Consider the following 15778-nt stretch of genomic DNA (forward strand, 5'->3'; position numbering starts at 1 on the left):
GTATGTGTCGTCCTATCGTCCGAGCGCTGACAGGCGTGCTGGCGCTGGCCGCGACAGCGCTGCCGCTGGGCGTGACCGGGTCCGCGTCCGCCGCCGGGATGGCGGTGATCGGTGGCCAGGGGGTGTCCGTGACCGACAGCCCCTGGGTGGTCGCGGTATCCAGCCGTGAGCGCTTCGGAGGGGGCCGGGCGGGCCAGTTCTGCGGGGGAGTGGTGGTGTCGCCGCGGGCGGTCGTGACAGCGGCCCACTGCCTGAGCCAGGAAGTCCTCGGGGCCCCGCTGGGCCAAGTGCGTGATCTGTCGGTCGTTGCGGGCCGCAGTGATCTGCGTACGTCGGCCGGCCGTGAGATCCGCGTGCGGTCCACCTGGACCGACCCGCGGTACGACCGGGTCAGCAACGCGGCAGACCTCGCCGTGCTGAGGCTTTCCCGGGCGCTGCCCCGCTCGTACGCGATCGGAATCGCCGATCCGCACGACCCTGCTGAGGAGCCCGGCACGGATGCGACCGTCTACGGCTGGGGGGACACGGCCGGTACGGGGGACTATCCGTCGGGGCTGCACGCCACCCGTGTCTCGGTGCTGCCGGACGGGCAGTGCGCATCCGCGTACCCCGGGTCGTCGAGCGGCACTTTCCAGTCGGAGACCATGCTGTGCGCCGGCGAGCCCCAGGGTGGTCACGATGCGTGTCAGGGCGACAGCGGAGGGCCGCTGGTTGCTCGGGGGCGGCTCATCGGACTGGTCTCGTGGGGTGCGGGCTGCGGCAGGGCGAAGAGCCCGGGTGTCTACACGCGGATGTCCGCGATGACTCAGGCTGTGGAGTCGCACAGCTGACGGAGGACGCCTGGCGGCGGCTGTGCCTGGTCACTGGCCGCCCCACCACCGCACGCACCGGTGGTGGGGCCCTGGCGCCGCACGTGACGCGTCAGAGCCCCGGCCGACGCCCTCGGGGGCCCGGTGGGTGCTCTCCGGGCCCGGGCATGAGAACGGGCGGCCTCTCCTGTGGAGTGCAGGCGGGGCCGCCCGTCGACCGGGCTGATACCGGTCCCTGGCTCGTCGTGGGTGCGAGGTGTCAGCGGTCCTCTTCTTCGGAATGGCTCGGGACGGCCGTCAGGCGATCCGTCTCATCCTGGATGTCCGCGGCGATCTTCTTGAGTTCTGGCTCGAACTTGCGACCGTGGTGGGCGCAGAAGAGCAGTTCGCCACCGCTGGTGAGGACAACGCGCAGGTATGCCTGGGCGCCGCATCGGTCGCAGCGGTCAGCGGCCGTCAGCGGGCTCGCGGGGGTCAGAACAGTAGTCACGTCGCCTCTTCTCTAGCTCGACGAGCTGTCGTACCAGGGTCAACATCCAACCAGGCCCAAAACGTTCCCGCTCGGGGCTTTTCCTTGAAACTTTTTGTCAAGGTGGCTGTCAGCTGCCGGTTGGCGGCGAATAAGCCGTATTGCGGTGGCTTTACGGTTTCGCGTTGCTTGTCTTCGGTTGATCCTCCCGACTGGCTGCCGGTTGTTGATGAGGACGTGCCCGGAGCCTAAATGGTTCATGCCTCGAAGGGAACGTGATGTGTGCTTCACTCCATCGAGCTATCGAACAGGTGTACGGTGCAGGTTTGGCGCCCGTCTCTTCTAGGGTGGCGTAACAACGGCTCTACCAGGGCTCGGTAGGCTCTGACGGGCGACCGACGCCCGGGCCTTACCCATTGGGTCCCAAAATAAATTCAGCGAGGAGCGAACCGCGTGACCGCCGATACGTCCGTGCCTTCCACTGCGCTGCTGAGCGGTGCAGACCGTGACGGCTCCAACTACACCGCGCGGCACCTGCTCGTACTCGAAGGGCTCGAAGCGGTCCGGAAGCGGCCCGGGATGTACATCGGGTCCACCGACAGCCGCGGTCTGATGCACTGCCTCTGGGAGATCATCGACAACTCGGTCGACGAGGCTCTCGGTGGCTACTGCGACCACATCGATGTGATCCTCCACGAGGACGGCTCCGTCGAGGTCCGGGACAACGGCCGGGGGATCCCGGTCGACGTCGAGCCCAAGACCGGGCTCTCGGGCGTCGAGGTCGTGATGACCAAGCTGCACGCGGGCGGAAAGTTCGGCGGTGGCTCGTACGCGGCCTCCGGCGGTCTGCACGGTGTCGGTGCCTCTGTCGTCAACGCCCTCTCCGCCCGGCTGGACGTCGAGGTCGACCGCAGCAGCGCCACCCACTCCATCAGCTTCCGCCGCGGCGTCCCCGGGATCTTCACCGAGGCGGGCCCCGACAGCCCCTTCGACCCGGCCAACGGGCTGCTCAAGGGCAAGCGCGTACCCAAGGCGAGGACGGGCACCCGTGTCCGGTACTGGGCGGACCGCCAGATCTTCCTCAAGGACGCCAAGCTCTCCCTCGACCACCTGTACCAGCGGGCCCGCCAGACGGCGTTCCTGGTACCCGGGCTGACGCTCGTCGTGCGCGACGAGCGCGGCCTCGACGGCGCGGGGAAGACCGAGGAGACGTTCCGCTTCGACGGCGGCATCAGCGAATTCTGCGAGTACCTCGCCCAGGACAAGGCCGTCTGCGACGTGCAGCGGCTGTCCGGGCAGGGCACCTTCAAGGAGACCGTCCCGGTCCTGGACGACCGCGGCCATATGACCCCGACCGAGGTCACCCGTGATCTCGGCGTGGATATCGCGCTCCGCTGGGGCACCGGCTACGACACCACGGTCAGGTCCTTCGTCAACATCATCGCGACGCCCAAGGGCGGCACGCATGTCTCGGGCTTCGAGCGCTCACTGACCAGGACGGTCAACGAGGTGCTGCGGTCGGCGAAGCTCCTGCGGGTCGCCGAGGACGACGTGGTGAAGGACGACGCGCTGGAGGGGCTGACCGCCGTGGTCACCGTGCGCCTCGCCGAGCCGCAGTTCGAGGGCCAGACCAAGGAGGTGCTCGGCACCTCCGCCGCCAACCGGATCGTGTCCAACGTCGTCGCCAAGGAGCTCAAGGCCTTCCTGACCTCCACCAAGCGCGATTCCAAGGCGCAGGCACGTGCGGTACTGGAGAAGGCCGTTGCGGCGGCCCGTACCCGGATCGCGGCCCGCCAGCACAAGGACGCCCAGCGCCGTAAGACCGCCCTGGAGTCCTCGTCGCTGCCGGCGAAGCTCGCCGACTGCCGCAGTGACGACGTGGGGCGCAGCGAGCTCTTCATCGTCGAGGGGGACTCAGCGCTCGGTACGGCCAAGCTCGCCCGGAATTCAGAATTCCAGGCGTTGCTGCCCATCCGGGGCAAGATCCTGAATGTCCAGAAGGCGTCGGTCTCGGACATGCTGAAGAACGCCGAGTGCGGCGCCATCATCCAGGTCATAGGAGCGGGCTCAGGGCGGACCTTCGACATCGACGCGGCGCGGTACGGCAAGATCGTCCTGCTGGTCGACGCCGACGTGGACGGCGCGCACATCCGCATCCTGCTGCTGACGCTCTTCCAGCGGTACATGCGGCCGATGGTGGAGGCGGGCCGGGTCTTCGCCGCGGTACCGCCGCTGCACCGCATCGAGCTGGTCCAGCCCAAGAAGGGCCAGGACAAGTACGTCTACACGTACTCCGACAACGAGCTCCGGCAGAAGCTGCTGGAATTCCAGCGCAAGAACGTCCGCTTCAAGGACTCGATCCAGCGCTACAAGGGCCTGGGCGAGATGGACGCCGATCAGCTGGCGGAGACCACGATGGACCCGCGGTTCCGTACGCTGCGACGGATCAACATCGGCGACCTGGAGTCGTCGGAGCAGGTCTTCGACCTCCTGATGGGCAACGAGGTCGCGCCCCGCAAGGAGTTCATCACCAGCTCGGCCGCGACGCTGGACCGTTCGCGGATCGACGCCTGAGCCACTTGCCGGCTCCGAGTCACCTACTGGCTCTGCTCCACCCACGGGGTCTCCACCCGTGGGTGGAGCAGCAAGCTCCACCCGGAGTCCACCTCTGCTCCGATCTGCTGACCCGTCGGTTTCCGTAGCGTCGAAGGCATCAACCTTCCCCGCTCACCGGAGGCCCCCATGTCAGCGTCCACGCTCTCCGACGTCGCGGTGGCTGTCGCAGTCATCGCCCTGGTGCTCGTGCGGCAGTTCCGGCCCCAGCAGGTCAATCACGACAGGCGCTGGTGGCTGCTGCCGGCCATCCTGGTCTTCGTCGCCCTGCGCCAGCACGGCCTGCTCGACGCGCATCACCCCGCTCTGTCCGTCCTGGTGATCGGGGGCGAGCTGCTGGCCGGCCTGCTCATGGGCGCGGGCTGGGCCTGGACCACCAAGGTGTGGAGTGAGCCGGACGGGTCGGTCTGGACCAGGGGCACGAAGGCCACAGCGGCTGTCTGGATAGTGGGGATGATCGTCAGGTTCGGGGTGGCGGGTCTTGGCGCGCTGGCCGGAGTGAGCCTCGGGACCGGGGCGATGCTGCTCGCGCTGGCGTCCTCCCTGCTCGTACGGGCCGGGGTGCTGGCATGGCGGGCCGGGCGAATACACCCGTCGTACGGTGTCCCTGCCGCAGCATCGCCCGGAGGGGCAAGGAAGGACCGCGTATGACGCCCGGCGCCTGGACGAGCTGGCCCTCCCGGGAGGCTCTTTCCCGGACGGACCTGACCAGTGCGCGGCGCTCGCTCAACTGGGCTGTACGGTGCATCGCTCTCGGCGTGCTCCTGTGGAGCACCTTCACGAAGGTGGGCGACGACGCCGGGGCGCTGGTCGCCGCGGTGTCCGGCCTCGCCGTCTGCGTGGGGGCGACCTGGGCCTTCTTCCGGACCAGCCTGGAGCACCGTCTGTGGCCTTCCGTGGCGCTGCTCGCGGTGCTGCTGGGCGTCGCCGCCCTGGCGGAGTGGACGGGGCTCACCGCTCCTGCCGCCGTGCTCTGGTGCGGCTGCGCCGTCACCGCACTGGAGCGGCTGCCGTTGGCGGCAGCACTGCCCTGTACGGCCGCAGCCCTCGGTGCCTACGCCCTGCTCAGCGATGGCCAGCGGCTGACGATCGCGGTGACCACCGTCGGGCTGGCGCTTGTCGGCTACGTGATGCGGCTCGACGCGGAGGCCAGGGGCAGCGCTCAGCGGCTGCTGGTGCAGGAGCGGGCGGCCCTGGCGGCCGAGGCGGAGTCCGCGGCGCTGGCCGAGCGTTCCCGTATCGCCCGGGAGATCCACGATGTTCTCGCCCACAGCCTTTCCGCGCAGATGGTGCATCTGGAGGCGGCCAGGCTGCTGATCGAGCGCGACGCGGGGCGGGACCAGATCCTGGAACGGGTGGTGGCGGCGCGGGGGATGGCTCGTGAGGGGCTCGTCGAGACCCGGCAGGCGCTCTCGGCGCTGCGTGGTGAGATGACGCCGGTGGAGGAGTTCCTGGAGGAGGTGGCGGGCAGTTCGCGGCTCGCTGTGACGGGGGATCGCAGACAGCTGCCCGCCGAGGCCTCGCAGGCCGTACGGCGAGTGGCGCAGGAGGCGATGACGAATGTGCGCAAACACGCTCCGGGCGCCGAGGTCCGGTTGCGGCTGGAGTATCTGCCGGACGAAGTCACCCTGGAAGTACGGGACTCGGGCCGAGGGGAAGCGGTTGATGAGCTCGCTGTCAGTGGCTCGGGATACGGTTTGGTCGGAATGCGGGAGCGCGCCGAGCTGCTCGGCGGGACGCTGGAGGCTGGACCCGATGAGGAGGGCTTCTTGGTACGGCTGAGGGTGCCGGCATGACGGCACGGGTGGTGGTGGCCGACGACCAGTCCGTCGTGCGTGAGGGCATCGTGATGCTGCTGGGGCTGTTGCCCGGGGTGGAGGTCGTGGGAGCAGCGAGGGACGGAGTGGAGGCCGTCGCGCTCGTAGGCGAACACGCCCCCGACGTGGTCCTGATGGACCTGCGGATGCCACGCTGCGACGGGGTGGAGGCGACCCGTCGTATCCGCGAGCAGTATCCGTCCACCCAGGTCGTGGTGCTCACGACGTTCTCCGACGACGACTCGCTCTTTCCCGCACTCCAGGCCGGGGCGCGCGGGTACCTCACCAAGGACGCGGGGGGCGAGGAGATCGTCCGGGCCATCGAGGACGTCATGGCCGGACAGGCCGGGCTCTCGCCGAGCGTGCAGCGGCTCCTCGTCGAGCGGGTCACCGCGCCGCCCGCGCCGGCCCCGCGGACCGCCGTGGAGCTGCCCGACGGCCTCACCCCCCGGGAGGCCGAGATCCTGGCCCTGATCGCGGAAGGGCTGTCCAACTCGGAGATCTCCCGGTCGCTCCACATCTCGCCTGCCACCGTGAAGACGCACATCAACAATCTCTTTGCCAAGACCGGGATCCGCGACCGGGCGCAGGCCGTGCGCTATGCCTACCGGCACGGTCTCGCCCTCCCGCCGGGAGCGACCGTCACCTAGGTGACGGATTCGATGACCTGCCGCAACGGCTCTTTATCGGGGGTGCGTTGGGCTGTTCCGGCCCGCCCTTGCGGCGTGGATACCTTCGATTACGGTGTCAGCACGATCCTGCCGAAGACCTCGCCCGCGGCCATCTTCTGGTGAGCCAGCACGGCCTGGTCCAGTGGCAGCACCTCGTGCACCACCGTTTCGGTCTCGCCGCGACCGGCTGCGGCCAACTGTTCGCTGCGCACGGCACGCAGGTCGGCCTGGGTGACGGTGGCCGTGCTGAAAGTCGCGAAGGACATCGACTTCTGGAAAGCCGCCATCATCTTCGTACCGAAGTCCGCAGGCGGCTGACCTGCGACAGCGCCCACAGCGCCCACACCGCCCACAGCGACCATGCGGCCGTTCGGGTTGAGTCGGTTGAAGAAGGACGGCATGTCCTCACCGGCCACAACGTCGATGATGAGGTCATAGCCCGCGGGAGCCCCTTCCCGTCCGTTGCCGGAGCGGTCCAGCACATGGGTCGCGCCGAGACGCCGCAGCCGCTCACCGCGCTCGGCCGACGATGTTGTGACCGCCACCGCGGCGGCGCCACCGCGAGCTGCACTGCCATGATCCCGATGCTGCCGGCCGCGCCACGCACCAAGACCGTCTCCCCGGGAGCGAAGTGGGCGTGGCGAAGCCCGAAGTGGGCCACCGCACCGGAAGTGCCGAGCGTCACCGCGTCGACGGCGGACAGGCCACTGGGCAGGGGGAGGACCTCATCGACCCGAGTGACGGCCTGTTCGACGTAGCCTCCGCCGGAGCCTTCGCGGACCAGTTGCACGCATGCCGCACCATCGTCGACGAGGGGTGCGCAGATCCTGATCCGTGGCGTGGCCTCTGCCTGGTGATCGAGAAGATCTGTGAACTGCAGGCACGCGACCGGGGTTTCACCGAAGCCTTCGTGTCAACCCTCCGGGGGGCGCCCGATGTTGCGGGACGTGAGTACACGGTGAAAGCAGTCGTCGGACTGGTCCGGCGGGCCGAGGACGCAGGGCGCCTGAGGCCCGACTTCGTCCTGGACGACCTCATCCTCGTCCTCATGGCCAACAAGGGGATCCATGCCACATCCACCGCCGCCCAGGTCACGGCCTCCCGGCGCTTCACAGCGCTGGCGATCCAGGCGTTCGAAGCCCGCCCCACCACGCACCGCTCCCACCAGCGGCGCGACTGGCATCCGCAGCACCGGCCGGCGCCCGACCGTGAGCGAGCGGCATCCAGGCTCTCCGCGTGAACCGCTGAATCCCTTGGAACAGTTGGAACGGATCGTCGAGTGCCGTGCGCTGGTCCGTTGCCTGGTCCATCACCTAAAGGGGTGAAGAGGGGGCGATAAGGGTTCGGAAGCCCTCCGAAGTACCCATCCTTGGGCACGCGGCTGAAGCGGTCGCGCACAGGGAGAGGGTGTTCGGTGGAGAAGGACGACGGGCTCGACGCCGCTGAGGTGCGGTTGGACGACCCCTGGTACGACGCGTTGGCCTCCGGCTGGGGCGAGTCGGACGGCACCGGTGTTCCCGTGGCCGTACCGGCGCAGGCCGCCCCGGAGCGGGGACGCAGCGCGGCCGACATCTACCTGGAAGTACAGAGCAGCTCCGCCTTCCAGGAAGTGCGCAGCCGCTACCGGAGGTTCGTCGTCCCCGCGGTGTGCGCGTTCTTCGTCTGGTACCTCGCGTATGTCGTCATGGCCACGGCCGCACCGGGGTTCATGGCGCGCCCGGTGGCCGGAGCGGTGAATGTGGCGATGCTGGCGGGGCTCGGGCAGTTCCTCTCCACCTTCCTGCTCACCTGGGCATACACCCGTCACGCGCGGCTGCGCAGGGACCGGGCGGCGCTCGATCTCCGCTGGGACACACAGGAATTGACACGAGGGATCAGCCGTTGAGCAACCATGCGATCACGACGCAGCACCAGACCCTGGCGCTGCTGCTGTTCAGCGTCTTTGTCGCGGCCACCCTCGCGATCACCACCTGGGTGGGCCGCAACCGGCATGGTTCCGCAGAGGAGTTCTACGTCGGCGGGCGCCTCTTCTCCCCGATGGAGAACGGTTTCGCCATCGCCGGCGACTACATGTCGGCGGCGTCCTTCCTCGGTATCTCGGGACTGATCGCGCTCTTCGGCTACGACGGCATGCTCTACTCGGTCGGTTTCCTCGTCGCCTGGCTGGTCGTTCTGCTTCTGGTGGCAGAACTGGTGCGCAACTGCGGCCGGTTCACGCTCGCCGATGTCGTGGCTGCCCGGATGAGCGAACACCCGGTCCGGATCGCGGTGGGCTCGTCATCCGTCACGGTGTCGGTGCTGTATCTGGTGGCGCAGATGGTCGGTGCCGGAAGCCTCGTCTCGCTCCTGCTGGGCGGGAACAGCGGCGCGGCCCAGGCCTGGGCCGTGATCGGTGTCGGGGCGCTGATGGTGATCTATGTGACGCTCGGCGGGATGCGGGCCACCACCTGGATCCAGATCGTGAAAGCCGTCCTGCTGATGACAGGATCGATCCTGCTCACGGTGCTCGTCCTGGTGCGCTTCCACGGAGACTTCAACCTGCTGCTCAACTCCGCCGCGCACCGCAGCGGCCACGGCATGAAGTTCCTGGCTCCCGGACTCAAGTACGGCGGAGACTGGACCTCCCGTATCGACTTCATCAGCCTCGGCCTGGCGCTGGTCCTCGGAACGGCCGGGCTGCCGCACATCCTGTCGCGCTTCTACACCGTGCCCACCGCCCGCGCCGCCCGCCGTTCCGTCGTCTGGTCGATCGGGCTCATCGGGGGCTTCTATCTGATGACGATCGTGCTCGGCTTCGGTGCGGCCGCGCTCGTCGGCTCCGACCAGGTACGGGCGTCGAACCCGGCGGGGAACACCGCGGTACCGCTGCTCGCTCTGGAGGTCGGCGGGGGAGCGGAGTCCACCGGGGGGACGGTCCTCTTCGCCGTGGTCGCCGCCGTGGCCTTCGCCACCATCCTCGCCGTCGTCGCAGGGATCACGCTGGCCTCGTCGGCCTCGGTCGCCCACGATCTCTACGCGACCCTCACACGCCGCAGCGCCAAGCAGCGCAGCGAGGTGGCCGTCGCCCGGGTCGCGGCGGCCGGGATCGGTGCCGTGGCCATCGGGCTCAGTCTGCTGGCGAAGGACCTGAACGTCGCGTTCCTGGTAGGGCTGGCCTTCGCCGTCGCGGCATCGGCCAATCTCCCCGTGCTGCTCTTCTCGCTGTTCTGGCGGAACTTCACCACGCGCGGCGCGGTCTGGTCGGTGTACGGGGGGCTCATCCCCGCAGTCGTCCTGGTGGTCCTCTCGCCGGTCGTCTCCGGGAGCCCCACCTCGCTCTTCCCCGGCGTGGACTTCCAGTTCTTCCCCCTGGAGAATCCGGGCCTGCTCTCCATCCCCCTCGGATTCCTCGCGGGCTGGCTCGGCACGGTCACCTCGTCCGAACCGCCGGACGCCGCCCGGCACGCCGAGACGGAGGTGCGGTCACTGACCGGCGCCGGGGCCGTCTGATCCGGGCGCGGCCCAGGCGTAGCGATGCTCGGGCCGCCCCGTGTCCCCGTACTTCAGGGTCAGTCTGAGCCGCCCCGTCTGCTCCAGCTGCCGCAGGTAGCGCTGTGCGGTGGAGCGGCTCAGCCCCGTCCGGGCGGCCACCTGGTGCGCCGACAGCGGTTGCCGGGCGCCCGTCAGGACCTCGCGGATCAGGTCGGAAGTCGGTACGGAGTGCCCGCTCGGCAGGCCCGATGACGCGGCGGGCCCGGTGGTCCGCAGCGCGCCGAAGATCCGGTCGACCTGTTCCTGCCCCGCGCACTGCCCGCTGCCTCCGACGCGGCTGACCGTGCGCCGCAGCGCCGCGTAGCCCTCCAGCCGGGAACGCAGCACCGAGAAGGTGAACGGTTTGACCAGGTAGTGCAGGGCGCCATGGCGCATGGCTGCCTGCACGGTCGCCACGTCGCCGGCCGCGGTCACCATGATCACGTCGGTGTGGTGGCCCAGTTCGCGCATCCGCCGGACCAGTGAGAGTCCCGTCTCGTCCGGCAGATAGTGGTCGAGCAGGACCAGATCGATGCGTTCGCGCTCCAGTGCGGCCATGGCCTGGGCGGCGCTGTGCGCACGGGCCGCGACGCGGAATCCGGGAACCTTCCCCACGTACGCAGCGTTGATCTCAGCGACACGGAAGTCGTCATCGACCACCAGGACATCAATCATCGGGCCGCTCTCTGTCATTACCGGTGCCATTACCGGTCTGAGACGTTCTTGTTAACCACGTAGTTGTAGCGCGCGCAAAACGAGCACAACAGTCTCTTGCAGGCAGAAGACTGCCTTGCGCCCACAAGGCTGCCGCTGTGCTGTGTGCCACATCTACGGTCCCGGTTCATGAGCACAGACACGAGCCCCGCCATTGAGCTGCGGGGCGCCAGCAAGGTGTTCCGGACCCCGTCGGGGGTGCCGCACACCGCCGTGCGGGACTTGGATCTCACCGTCGGGCGCGGTGAGTTCGTCGCGGTCGTCGGCCCCACGGGCTGTGGCAAGTCGACCACGCTGACCCTGGTCAGCGGCCTGGAGGAGCCCACCGAGGGCGAGGTGCTGGTGGCCGGTGAGCCGGTCCGCGGCATCGGTGACAAGGTCGGATTCGTCTTCCAGCAGGACGCTGTCTTCCCCTGGCGGACCGTCCTGTCCAATGTGATGGCGGGCCCGCGCTTCCGCGGCGCACCGAAGGCCGAAGCCAAGGAGAGGGCCCGCGAGTGGCTGGCCCGTGTCGGCCTCTCCGCGTTCGAGGACCGCTACCCGCACCAGCTCTCCGGAGGCCAGCGAAAGCGGGTCGCGCTCGCCGCGACCTTTGTCAACGATCCCGAGATCCTGCTGATGGACGAGCCGTTCTCCGCGCTCGACGTCCAGACCAGGGCGCTGATGTCCGACGAACTCCTCGAACTCTGCGCGGGCACCGGTACCTCGGTCGTCTTCGTCACCCACGACCTGGAGGAGTCCATCGCGCTCGCCGACCGGGTGGTGGTGATGACGGCCGGCCCGGCGACCGTCAAACAGGTCTTCGAGATCGACCTGCCCAGGCCCCGCAAGGTCGAGGCCGTCCGGCTCGAACCACGGTTCGTCGAGATCTACCGCGAGATCTGGGCCTCGCTGGGCGAGGAAGTCCGTATCACCCGTGAGCGAGGTGCCGCTGATGCCGCCTGAGACCGAACCCGTGCCGGGTGGCACGACCACCCTGCCGTCCGTCGGCCCGACGGCCACCCCCGACAAGCGGACCGGCCGGACCGAGGAGCGTCAGCGGGCCGCACGCAACCGCCGCGCGGTGGTGTACGTGAGCCGTGCGCTGCTGCTGATCGCGGTGGTCGCCCTCTGGGAGATCCTGGCCCGCGCCAAGGTCATCGACCCCTTCAACTTCTCGATGCCGTCGAAGATCTGGGACCAGATCCGGGAGTGGGCGCTGCACGGCACCGCTCAGGGATCCCTCTGGGAACAGATCTGGTACACGATGTACGAGGCGCTGCTCGGCTGGGTCATCGGTGTGATCGCCGGTGTGGTCCTGGGTATCACTCTCGGCCGCATCCGGTTCCTCTCCGATGTGCTCGGCCCGTACATCAAGGTCCTCAACGCCATTCCGCGTATCGTGCTGGCGCCGGTCTTCCTCATCTGGTTCGGTCTCGGCCCGGCCTCGAAGGTCGCATCCGCCGTGGTGCTGGTCTTCTTCCCCGTCTTCTTCAACGCCTTCCAGGGCGCCAGGGAAGTCGACCGCAACCTGGTCGCCAACGCGCGGATCCTCGGCGCGAGCAACCGGCGTGTCACCTTCCAGGTGGTCATCCCCTCCGCCACCTCCTGGATCTTCACCAGCCTTCATGTCAGCTTCGGCTTCGCCCTCATCGGCGCGATCGTGGGCGAGTACATCGGCGCGACCAAGGGCCTCGGACTGCTGGTGTCCGCCTCTCAGGGAACCTTCAACGCCGCCGGTGTGTACGCGGCGATGGTGATCCTCGCGGTCGTCGCCCTGATCACCGAAGGACTGCTCACCTTCGCCGAGCGGCGGCTGTTCCGATGGCGGCCGGTGGATGCCGGGAGCGAGCGCTGACGGCTTCGAGGACGCCCCCGCTTCGGGGCCGGGGCGCCCCCGGCTCGCACCCCGGTGCCCCGGCCCCGGATCCGGACCTCCCGGCAGATTCCGCGCCAGGCAATTCCGCGCGCAAATCTCCGTGCAAATCTCCGCACAAATCTTCGTACGAATCACAGGGACGTGATGAACATGCGCAGCATCAGCAGAGTGTCGGCAGTCGCGGTGACAGGTGTGCTGGCGCTGACCGCGCTCACCGGCTGCGGCGGCGATTCCCCGAGTGAGGGCAAGGACGCCGGCAAGATCAAGATCATGGTGGGCGGCCTGGACAAGGTCATCTATCTGCCCGCGATGCTCACCCAGCGGCTCGGCTACTTCAAGGACGAGGGCCTCGATGTCTCGCTGCTGACCGAGCCCGCGGGTGTCCAGGCCGAGACCGCACTGGTCTCCGGGGACGTCCAGGGCACCGTCGGCTTCTACGATCACACGCTCGATCTCCAGTCCAAGGGCAAGCACGTGGAGTCGGTGGTGCAGTTCTCGCATGCGCCCGGCGAGGTCGAGGTGGTCTCCAACAAGGCGGCTGGATCCCTCACCGGCCCCAAGGACTTCAAGGGCAAGAAGCTGGGTGTCACCGGCCTCGGCTCGTCCACCGACTTCCTCACCAAGTACCTGGCGGTCCGCGCGGGCGGGCAGAGCAGCGACTTCACACCCGTCGCGGTGGGCGCGGGGCAGACGTTCATCGCCGCGCTCAAGCAGGGATCGATCCAGGGCGGTATGACGACCGACCCGACGGTCGCGAACATCCTCGACCAGAAGCTCGGCAAGGTGCTCATCGACATGCGTACCCCCGAGGGCTCGCAGGCGGCGCTCGGCGGTCCCTACCCCTCGTCCAGCCTCTACATGAACGCCGACTGGGTCGACGGTCACAAGCCGGCGGTGCAGAAGCTGGTCAACGCGTTCGTGAAGACCCTGAAGTGGATGTCGTCGCACTCTCCCGAGGAGATCGCGGCGAAGATGCCGGCGGACTACGCGCAGGGCGGCAAGAGCCTCTACGCGCAGTCGATCAAGGCGACCCTGCCGATGTTCACCAAGGACGGGGTGATGCCGGCCAACGGCCCCGAGACGGTCGAGAAGGTGCTCAAGGCGTTCAACCCCAACCTCAAGAACGCCACGGTGGACCTGTCCAAGACGTACACGACGGAGTTCGCGAAGAAGGCCCATTAGGGGCTGTCCGGAGTGGTGATCACGTCGCGGCAGAACGGGTGGAGGCCGGCGTGTCCGGGCTGGTGGCTTCCCGGCGGCCGTGACACCGCCCGAGTGCCGTTCCTGGCGGCCGACCCCCGGATCACGGCCGCGGTCTTCGCCCGGCACTTCGGCCGCGGGGCCACCTCGCAGGTGTGATGTACGGATTGCGGCGCCCGGCCTGTCGGTCGGGCGCCGCACCTGTGCACCGGTGCGTGCGATCGCAGGCAGGGCGGAGGGCCGGGCGGGCTTGACAGAACCGGAGATCCGCAAAATGCTAACGCCGTTAGATAATCTAACGGCGTTAGGAGTTCGGGTGGGGAAGCGGGAAGAGGTGCGTCGGCGGACGTTCGCCGAAATTCTGGAAACCGCCGGCCGGATGGCGGAGGCGGAGGGCTGGCAGGCCGTGACGATCCGGCGGATCGCCACCGAGATCGGCTACAGCGCGCCAGTGATCTACCAGCACTTCCCGAGCAAGGAAGCCGTCCTGCGGACGCTGCTGGAGCGGGGCAACACGGACCTGCTGGAGCGGATGCGGGCTGCGGTCGCCGACGAACCGGCTTCGCGGGGGCCGCACTTGGCGGCAGCCGCGTATCTGGAGTTCGCTCGATCGCGACCGGGGCTGTACCAGCTCATGTCGGGCGGGCCCGGCACGGACGTCGACGCCTCAACCCGCCGCGCGGCCGCCGCCGACGTGCTCGTCTTCACCCAGCAGATCATTCACGCGTGGGCGGCCGAGACCGGAGCCGGACCGTACTGCACCGAGGACGCCTGCGATCTGCTGTGGAGCGCGCTGCACGGCCTCGCAGGTATCGGGGCGATCGAGGACGTCGGATTCGACCGTGCCCAACACCTCGCAGGTCAGGCCGTGTCGGCGCTGCTCGGCTACTGGTCAGGACCGCCCACGCACCCGCAAGAGCGCCGCCCGACCGTCGACCGCCCGGCAGACAGGGGAGAGACATGATCTATCACCACAACCGTTTCGCGTTCAAGGAGACCGTTACCGCCGAGCAGCGGGAGGAGGCTCTCGACAGCCTGCGCAACCAGGGCGAGTCCATCGAAGCGGTCGAGCGGTACGTCGTCGGCAGGGATGTCGGCGGCGAGTTCGAGTACGGCGCCGTCTTCGTTCTCAGGGACCTCGACGGGTACGACGAGTATCTGAGGGCGCCCTCACACGCCCGGACCGACCGGATCGGCTTGCCGCTGCTCGAAACGTTCGTCTCCTACGACACCACCGACAGCGGTGACCCCGATATCGCCCAGAAGATCGCCGAACTCCACGCACGCCGCTACGCGGACGACCCGGTCCTCACCCAGCTGGTCACGGATCTGCCCTCCTACACCGGGAGCAGCGCACCGGTGGGCTGACCGTCATTGCCCGTTCCGGTCCAACCCCGAGGTTCCCTTTCCGGCTCAACCAGAGGAGATTCCCCCATGGCCGCCGCCCAGACCGCCTCCGCCACCGACGTCCAGCACCTGCACACCGCAGTCACGGTCGCCCGGCGCGCCCGCGAGGCCGGTAACCACCCCTTCGGCGCGGTGCTCGCCGGCCCCGACGGCACGATCCTGCTGGAGGCGGAGAACACCGTCATCACCGAACGCGATGCCACCGGCCACGCCGAGACCAACCTGGTGCGCCTGTCCACCGCCGCATACGACGCGGCGTTCCTGCGCACCTGCACCCTCTACACCAGCACCGAGCCCTGCGCGATGTGCTCCGGCGCGATCTACTGGTCCGGCATCGGCCGCGTCGTCTACGCACTCGGCGAGGATCAGCTGCTCGCCATGACCGGAGCCGACCCGGAGAACCCCACCATGGCCCTGCCCTGCCGTGACGTCTTCGCAGCGGGCCAGCGCGAGCTGCCCGTCGTCGGCCCCGTCGACATGGACGGCGCGCGCGCCGTCCACGAGGGGTTCTGGGGCTGACCCCACCCGGACCGGGACGGTCTGCACAGCTGTGAGCGTCCCGGTCCCCGGACGCCGCACCTTCGACGGCGGAGAGACCGCGGCACGGGCCGGTACGGCGCCGACGCCGGCATCGCCACCAGGTTTCCGAGACCACTGCGAGCACCATCAACTACCCTGGCCGACGCCGCGATCCGTGTCCAGGATCCGAG

Annotated in this window: 16 protein-coding genes and 1 pseudogene; 14 read left to right on the plus strand and 3 right to left on the minus strand. The window is 68.8% G+C overall.

All coding sequences use genetic code 11. The features are described from left to right. Nucleotides 1–2: 2 nt before the first annotated feature. Complete coding sequence (locus OHB13_RS28250; RefSeq protein WP_328378910.1) at nt 3–830, plus strand: S1 family peptidase; 828 nt, start codon at nt 3–5, stop codon at nt 828–830. Between the two features lie 238 nt (nt 831–1068). Here the strand turns inward: OHB13_RS28250 and OHB13_RS28255 are convergent, their stop codons facing one another. Beyond that, entirely contained in the window at nt 1069–1299 is a 231-nt protein-coding gene (locus OHB13_RS28255) for a DUF7455 domain-containing protein (RefSeq protein WP_266852304.1), read from the minus strand. A gap of 432 nt (nt 1300–1731) precedes the next feature. Between OHB13_RS28255 and OHB13_RS28260 the strand changes: the two genes are divergently transcribed. From OHB13_RS28260 to OHB13_RS28275, 4 genes are all read left to right on the plus strand, one after another. Beyond that, complete coding sequence (locus tag OHB13_RS28260; protein WP_328378911.1) at nt 1732–3852, plus strand: DNA gyrase/topoisomerase IV subunit B; 2121 nt, start codon at nt 1732–1734, stop codon at nt 3850–3852. A gap of 168 nt (nt 3853–4020) precedes the next feature. Continuing rightward, complete coding sequence (locus OHB13_RS28265; protein WP_328378913.1) at nt 4021–4542, plus strand: DUF1453 domain-containing protein; 522 nt, start codon at nt 4021–4023, stop codon at nt 4540–4542. Further along, nucleotides 4539–5687 (plus strand): sensor histidine kinase, encoded by a 1149-nt coding sequence (locus OHB13_RS28270; RefSeq protein ID WP_328378914.1) that lies wholly within the window; start codon nt 4539–4541, stop codon nt 5685–5687. Before OHB13_RS28265 ends, OHB13_RS28270 begins: the two co-directional genes overlap by 4 nt. After that, nucleotides 5684–6358 (plus strand): response regulator transcription factor, encoded by a 675-nt coding sequence (locus tag OHB13_RS28275; RefSeq protein WP_266852297.1) that lies wholly within the window; start codon nt 5684–5686, stop codon nt 6356–6358. Before OHB13_RS28270 ends, OHB13_RS28275 begins: the two co-directional genes overlap by 4 nt. Before the next feature lie 89 nt (nt 6359–6447). Here the strand turns inward: OHB13_RS28275 and OHB13_RS28280 are convergent. Next, nucleotides 6448–7151, minus strand: a pseudogene (locus OHB13_RS28280) (zinc-binding dehydrogenase); the annotation flags it as partial. Between OHB13_RS28280 and OHB13_RS28285 the strand changes: the two are divergent. From OHB13_RS28285 to OHB13_RS28295, 3 genes are all read left to right on the plus strand, one after another. Next, nucleotides 7032–7619 carry a hypothetical protein gene (locus OHB13_RS28285; protein WP_328378915.1) on the plus strand — a complete coding sequence of 196 codons (588 nt, stop codon included), beginning with the start codon at nt 7032–7034 and terminating at the stop codon, nt 7617–7619. The pseudogene OHB13_RS28280 and the gene OHB13_RS28285 sit on opposite strands and share 120 nt — an antisense overlap. A 174-nt stretch (nt 7620–7793) precedes the next feature. Beyond that, nucleotides 7794–8264: a DUF485 domain-containing protein gene (locus tag OHB13_RS28290; RefSeq protein WP_266852291.1), complete on the plus strand. Its 471-nt coding sequence runs from the start codon at nt 7794–7796 to the stop codon at nt 8262–8264. Nucleotides 8265–8275: 11 nt separating this feature from the next. Next, complete coding sequence (locus OHB13_RS28295; protein ID WP_328380412.1) at nt 8276–9868, plus strand: solute symporter family protein; 1593 nt, start codon at nt 8276–8278, stop codon at nt 9866–9868. On the opposite strand, the gene OHB13_RS28300 is transcribed toward OHB13_RS28295, so the two are convergent. After that, on the minus strand, nt 9842–10564 hold the full coding sequence (locus OHB13_RS28300; RefSeq protein ID WP_328378916.1) for a response regulator: 723 nt from the start codon (nt 10562–10564) through the stop codon (nt 9842–9844). The two genes, OHB13_RS28295 and OHB13_RS28300, sit on opposite strands and share 27 nt — an antisense overlap. Nucleotides 10565–10732: 168 nt before the next feature. Here OHB13_RS28300 and OHB13_RS28305 point away from each other — a divergent pair, with 168 nt between their 5' ends. The 6 genes from OHB13_RS28305 to OHB13_RS28330 all read left to right on the plus strand — a co-directional run bounded on the left by OHB13_RS28305 (nt 10733) and on the right by OHB13_RS28330 (nt 15587). Further along, nucleotides 10733–11548: an ABC transporter ATP-binding protein gene (locus OHB13_RS28305; RefSeq protein ID WP_328378917.1), complete on the plus strand. Its 816-nt coding sequence runs from the start codon at nt 10733–10735 to the stop codon at nt 11546–11548. Continuing rightward, nucleotides 11538–12440, plus strand: a complete 903-nt coding sequence (locus OHB13_RS28310; RefSeq protein WP_328378918.1) for an ABC transporter permease — start codon at nt 11538–11540, stop codon at nt 12438–12440. The genes OHB13_RS28305 and OHB13_RS28310 overlap by 11 nt, the downstream gene beginning before the upstream one ends. A 171-nt stretch (nt 12441–12611) precedes the next feature. After that, nucleotides 12612–13643, plus strand: coding sequence for an ABC transporter substrate-binding protein (locus OHB13_RS28315; protein ID WP_266852284.1), 1032 nt, complete (start codon nt 12612–12614; stop codon nt 13641–13643). Between the two features lie 334 nt (nt 13644–13977). Continuing rightward, on the plus strand, nt 13978–14625 hold the full coding sequence (locus OHB13_RS28320) for a TetR/AcrR family transcriptional regulator (protein ID WP_328378919.1): 648 nt from the start codon (nt 13978–13980) through the stop codon (nt 14623–14625). Beyond that, nucleotides 14622–15029 carry a Dabb family protein gene (locus OHB13_RS28325; protein ID WP_328378920.1) on the plus strand — a complete coding sequence of 136 codons (408 nt, stop codon included), beginning with the start codon at nt 14622–14624 and terminating at the stop codon, nt 15027–15029. Before OHB13_RS28320 ends, OHB13_RS28325 begins: the two co-directional genes overlap by 4 nt. Nucleotides 15030–15095: 66 nt before the next feature. Beyond that, nucleotides 15096–15587, plus strand: a complete 492-nt coding sequence (locus tag OHB13_RS28330) for a nucleoside deaminase (protein WP_328378921.1) — start codon at nt 15096–15098, stop codon at nt 15585–15587. The last annotated feature ends 191 nt before the right edge of the window (nt 15588–15778 follow it).

The organism is Streptomyces sp. NBC_00440, assembly GCF_036014215.1.
Classification (GTDB): domain Bacteria; phylum Actinomycetota; class Actinomycetes; order Streptomycetales; family Streptomycetaceae; genus Streptomyces.

What these genes read in the sequence shown, in the direction of transcription:
- OHB13_RS28250 (WP_328378910.1), top strand. Translation starts at nt 3, where the DNA reads ATGTGTCGTCCTATCGTCCGAGCGCTGACAGGCGTGCTGGCGCTGGCC.
- OHB13_RS28325 (WP_328378920.1), top strand. Translation starts at nt 14,622, where the DNA reads ATGATCTATCACCACAACCGTTTCGCGTTCAAGGAGACCGTTACCGCC.
- OHB13_RS28270 (WP_328378914.1), top strand. Translation starts at nt 4,539, where the DNA reads ATGACGCCCGGCGCCTGGACGAGCTGGCCCTCCCGGGAGGCTCTTTCC.
- OHB13_RS28275 (WP_266852297.1), top strand. Translation starts at nt 5,684, where the DNA reads ATGACGGCACGGGTGGTGGTGGCCGACGACCAGTCCGTCGTGCGTGAG.
- OHB13_RS28315 (WP_266852284.1), top strand. Translation starts at nt 12,612, where the DNA reads ATGCGCAGCATCAGCAGAGTGTCGGCAGTCGCGGTGACAGGTGTGCTG.
- OHB13_RS28305 (WP_328378917.1), top strand. Translation starts at nt 10,733, where the DNA reads ATGAGCACAGACACGAGCCCCGCCATTGAGCTGCGGGGCGCCAGCAAG.
- OHB13_RS28300 (WP_328378916.1), bottom strand. Translation starts at nt 10,564, where the DNA reads ATGATTGATGTCCTGGTGGTCGATGACGACTTCCGTGTCGCTGAGATC.
- OHB13_RS28330 (WP_328378921.1), top strand. Translation starts at nt 15,096, where the DNA reads ATGGCCGCCGCCCAGACCGCCTCCGCCACCGACGTCCAGCACCTGCAC.
- OHB13_RS28310 (WP_328378918.1), top strand. Translation starts at nt 11,538, where the DNA reads ATGCCGCCTGAGACCGAACCCGTGCCGGGTGGCACGACCACCCTGCCG.
- OHB13_RS28265 (WP_328378913.1), top strand. Translation starts at nt 4,021, where the DNA reads ATGTCAGCGTCCACGCTCTCCGACGTCGCGGTGGCTGTCGCAGTCATC.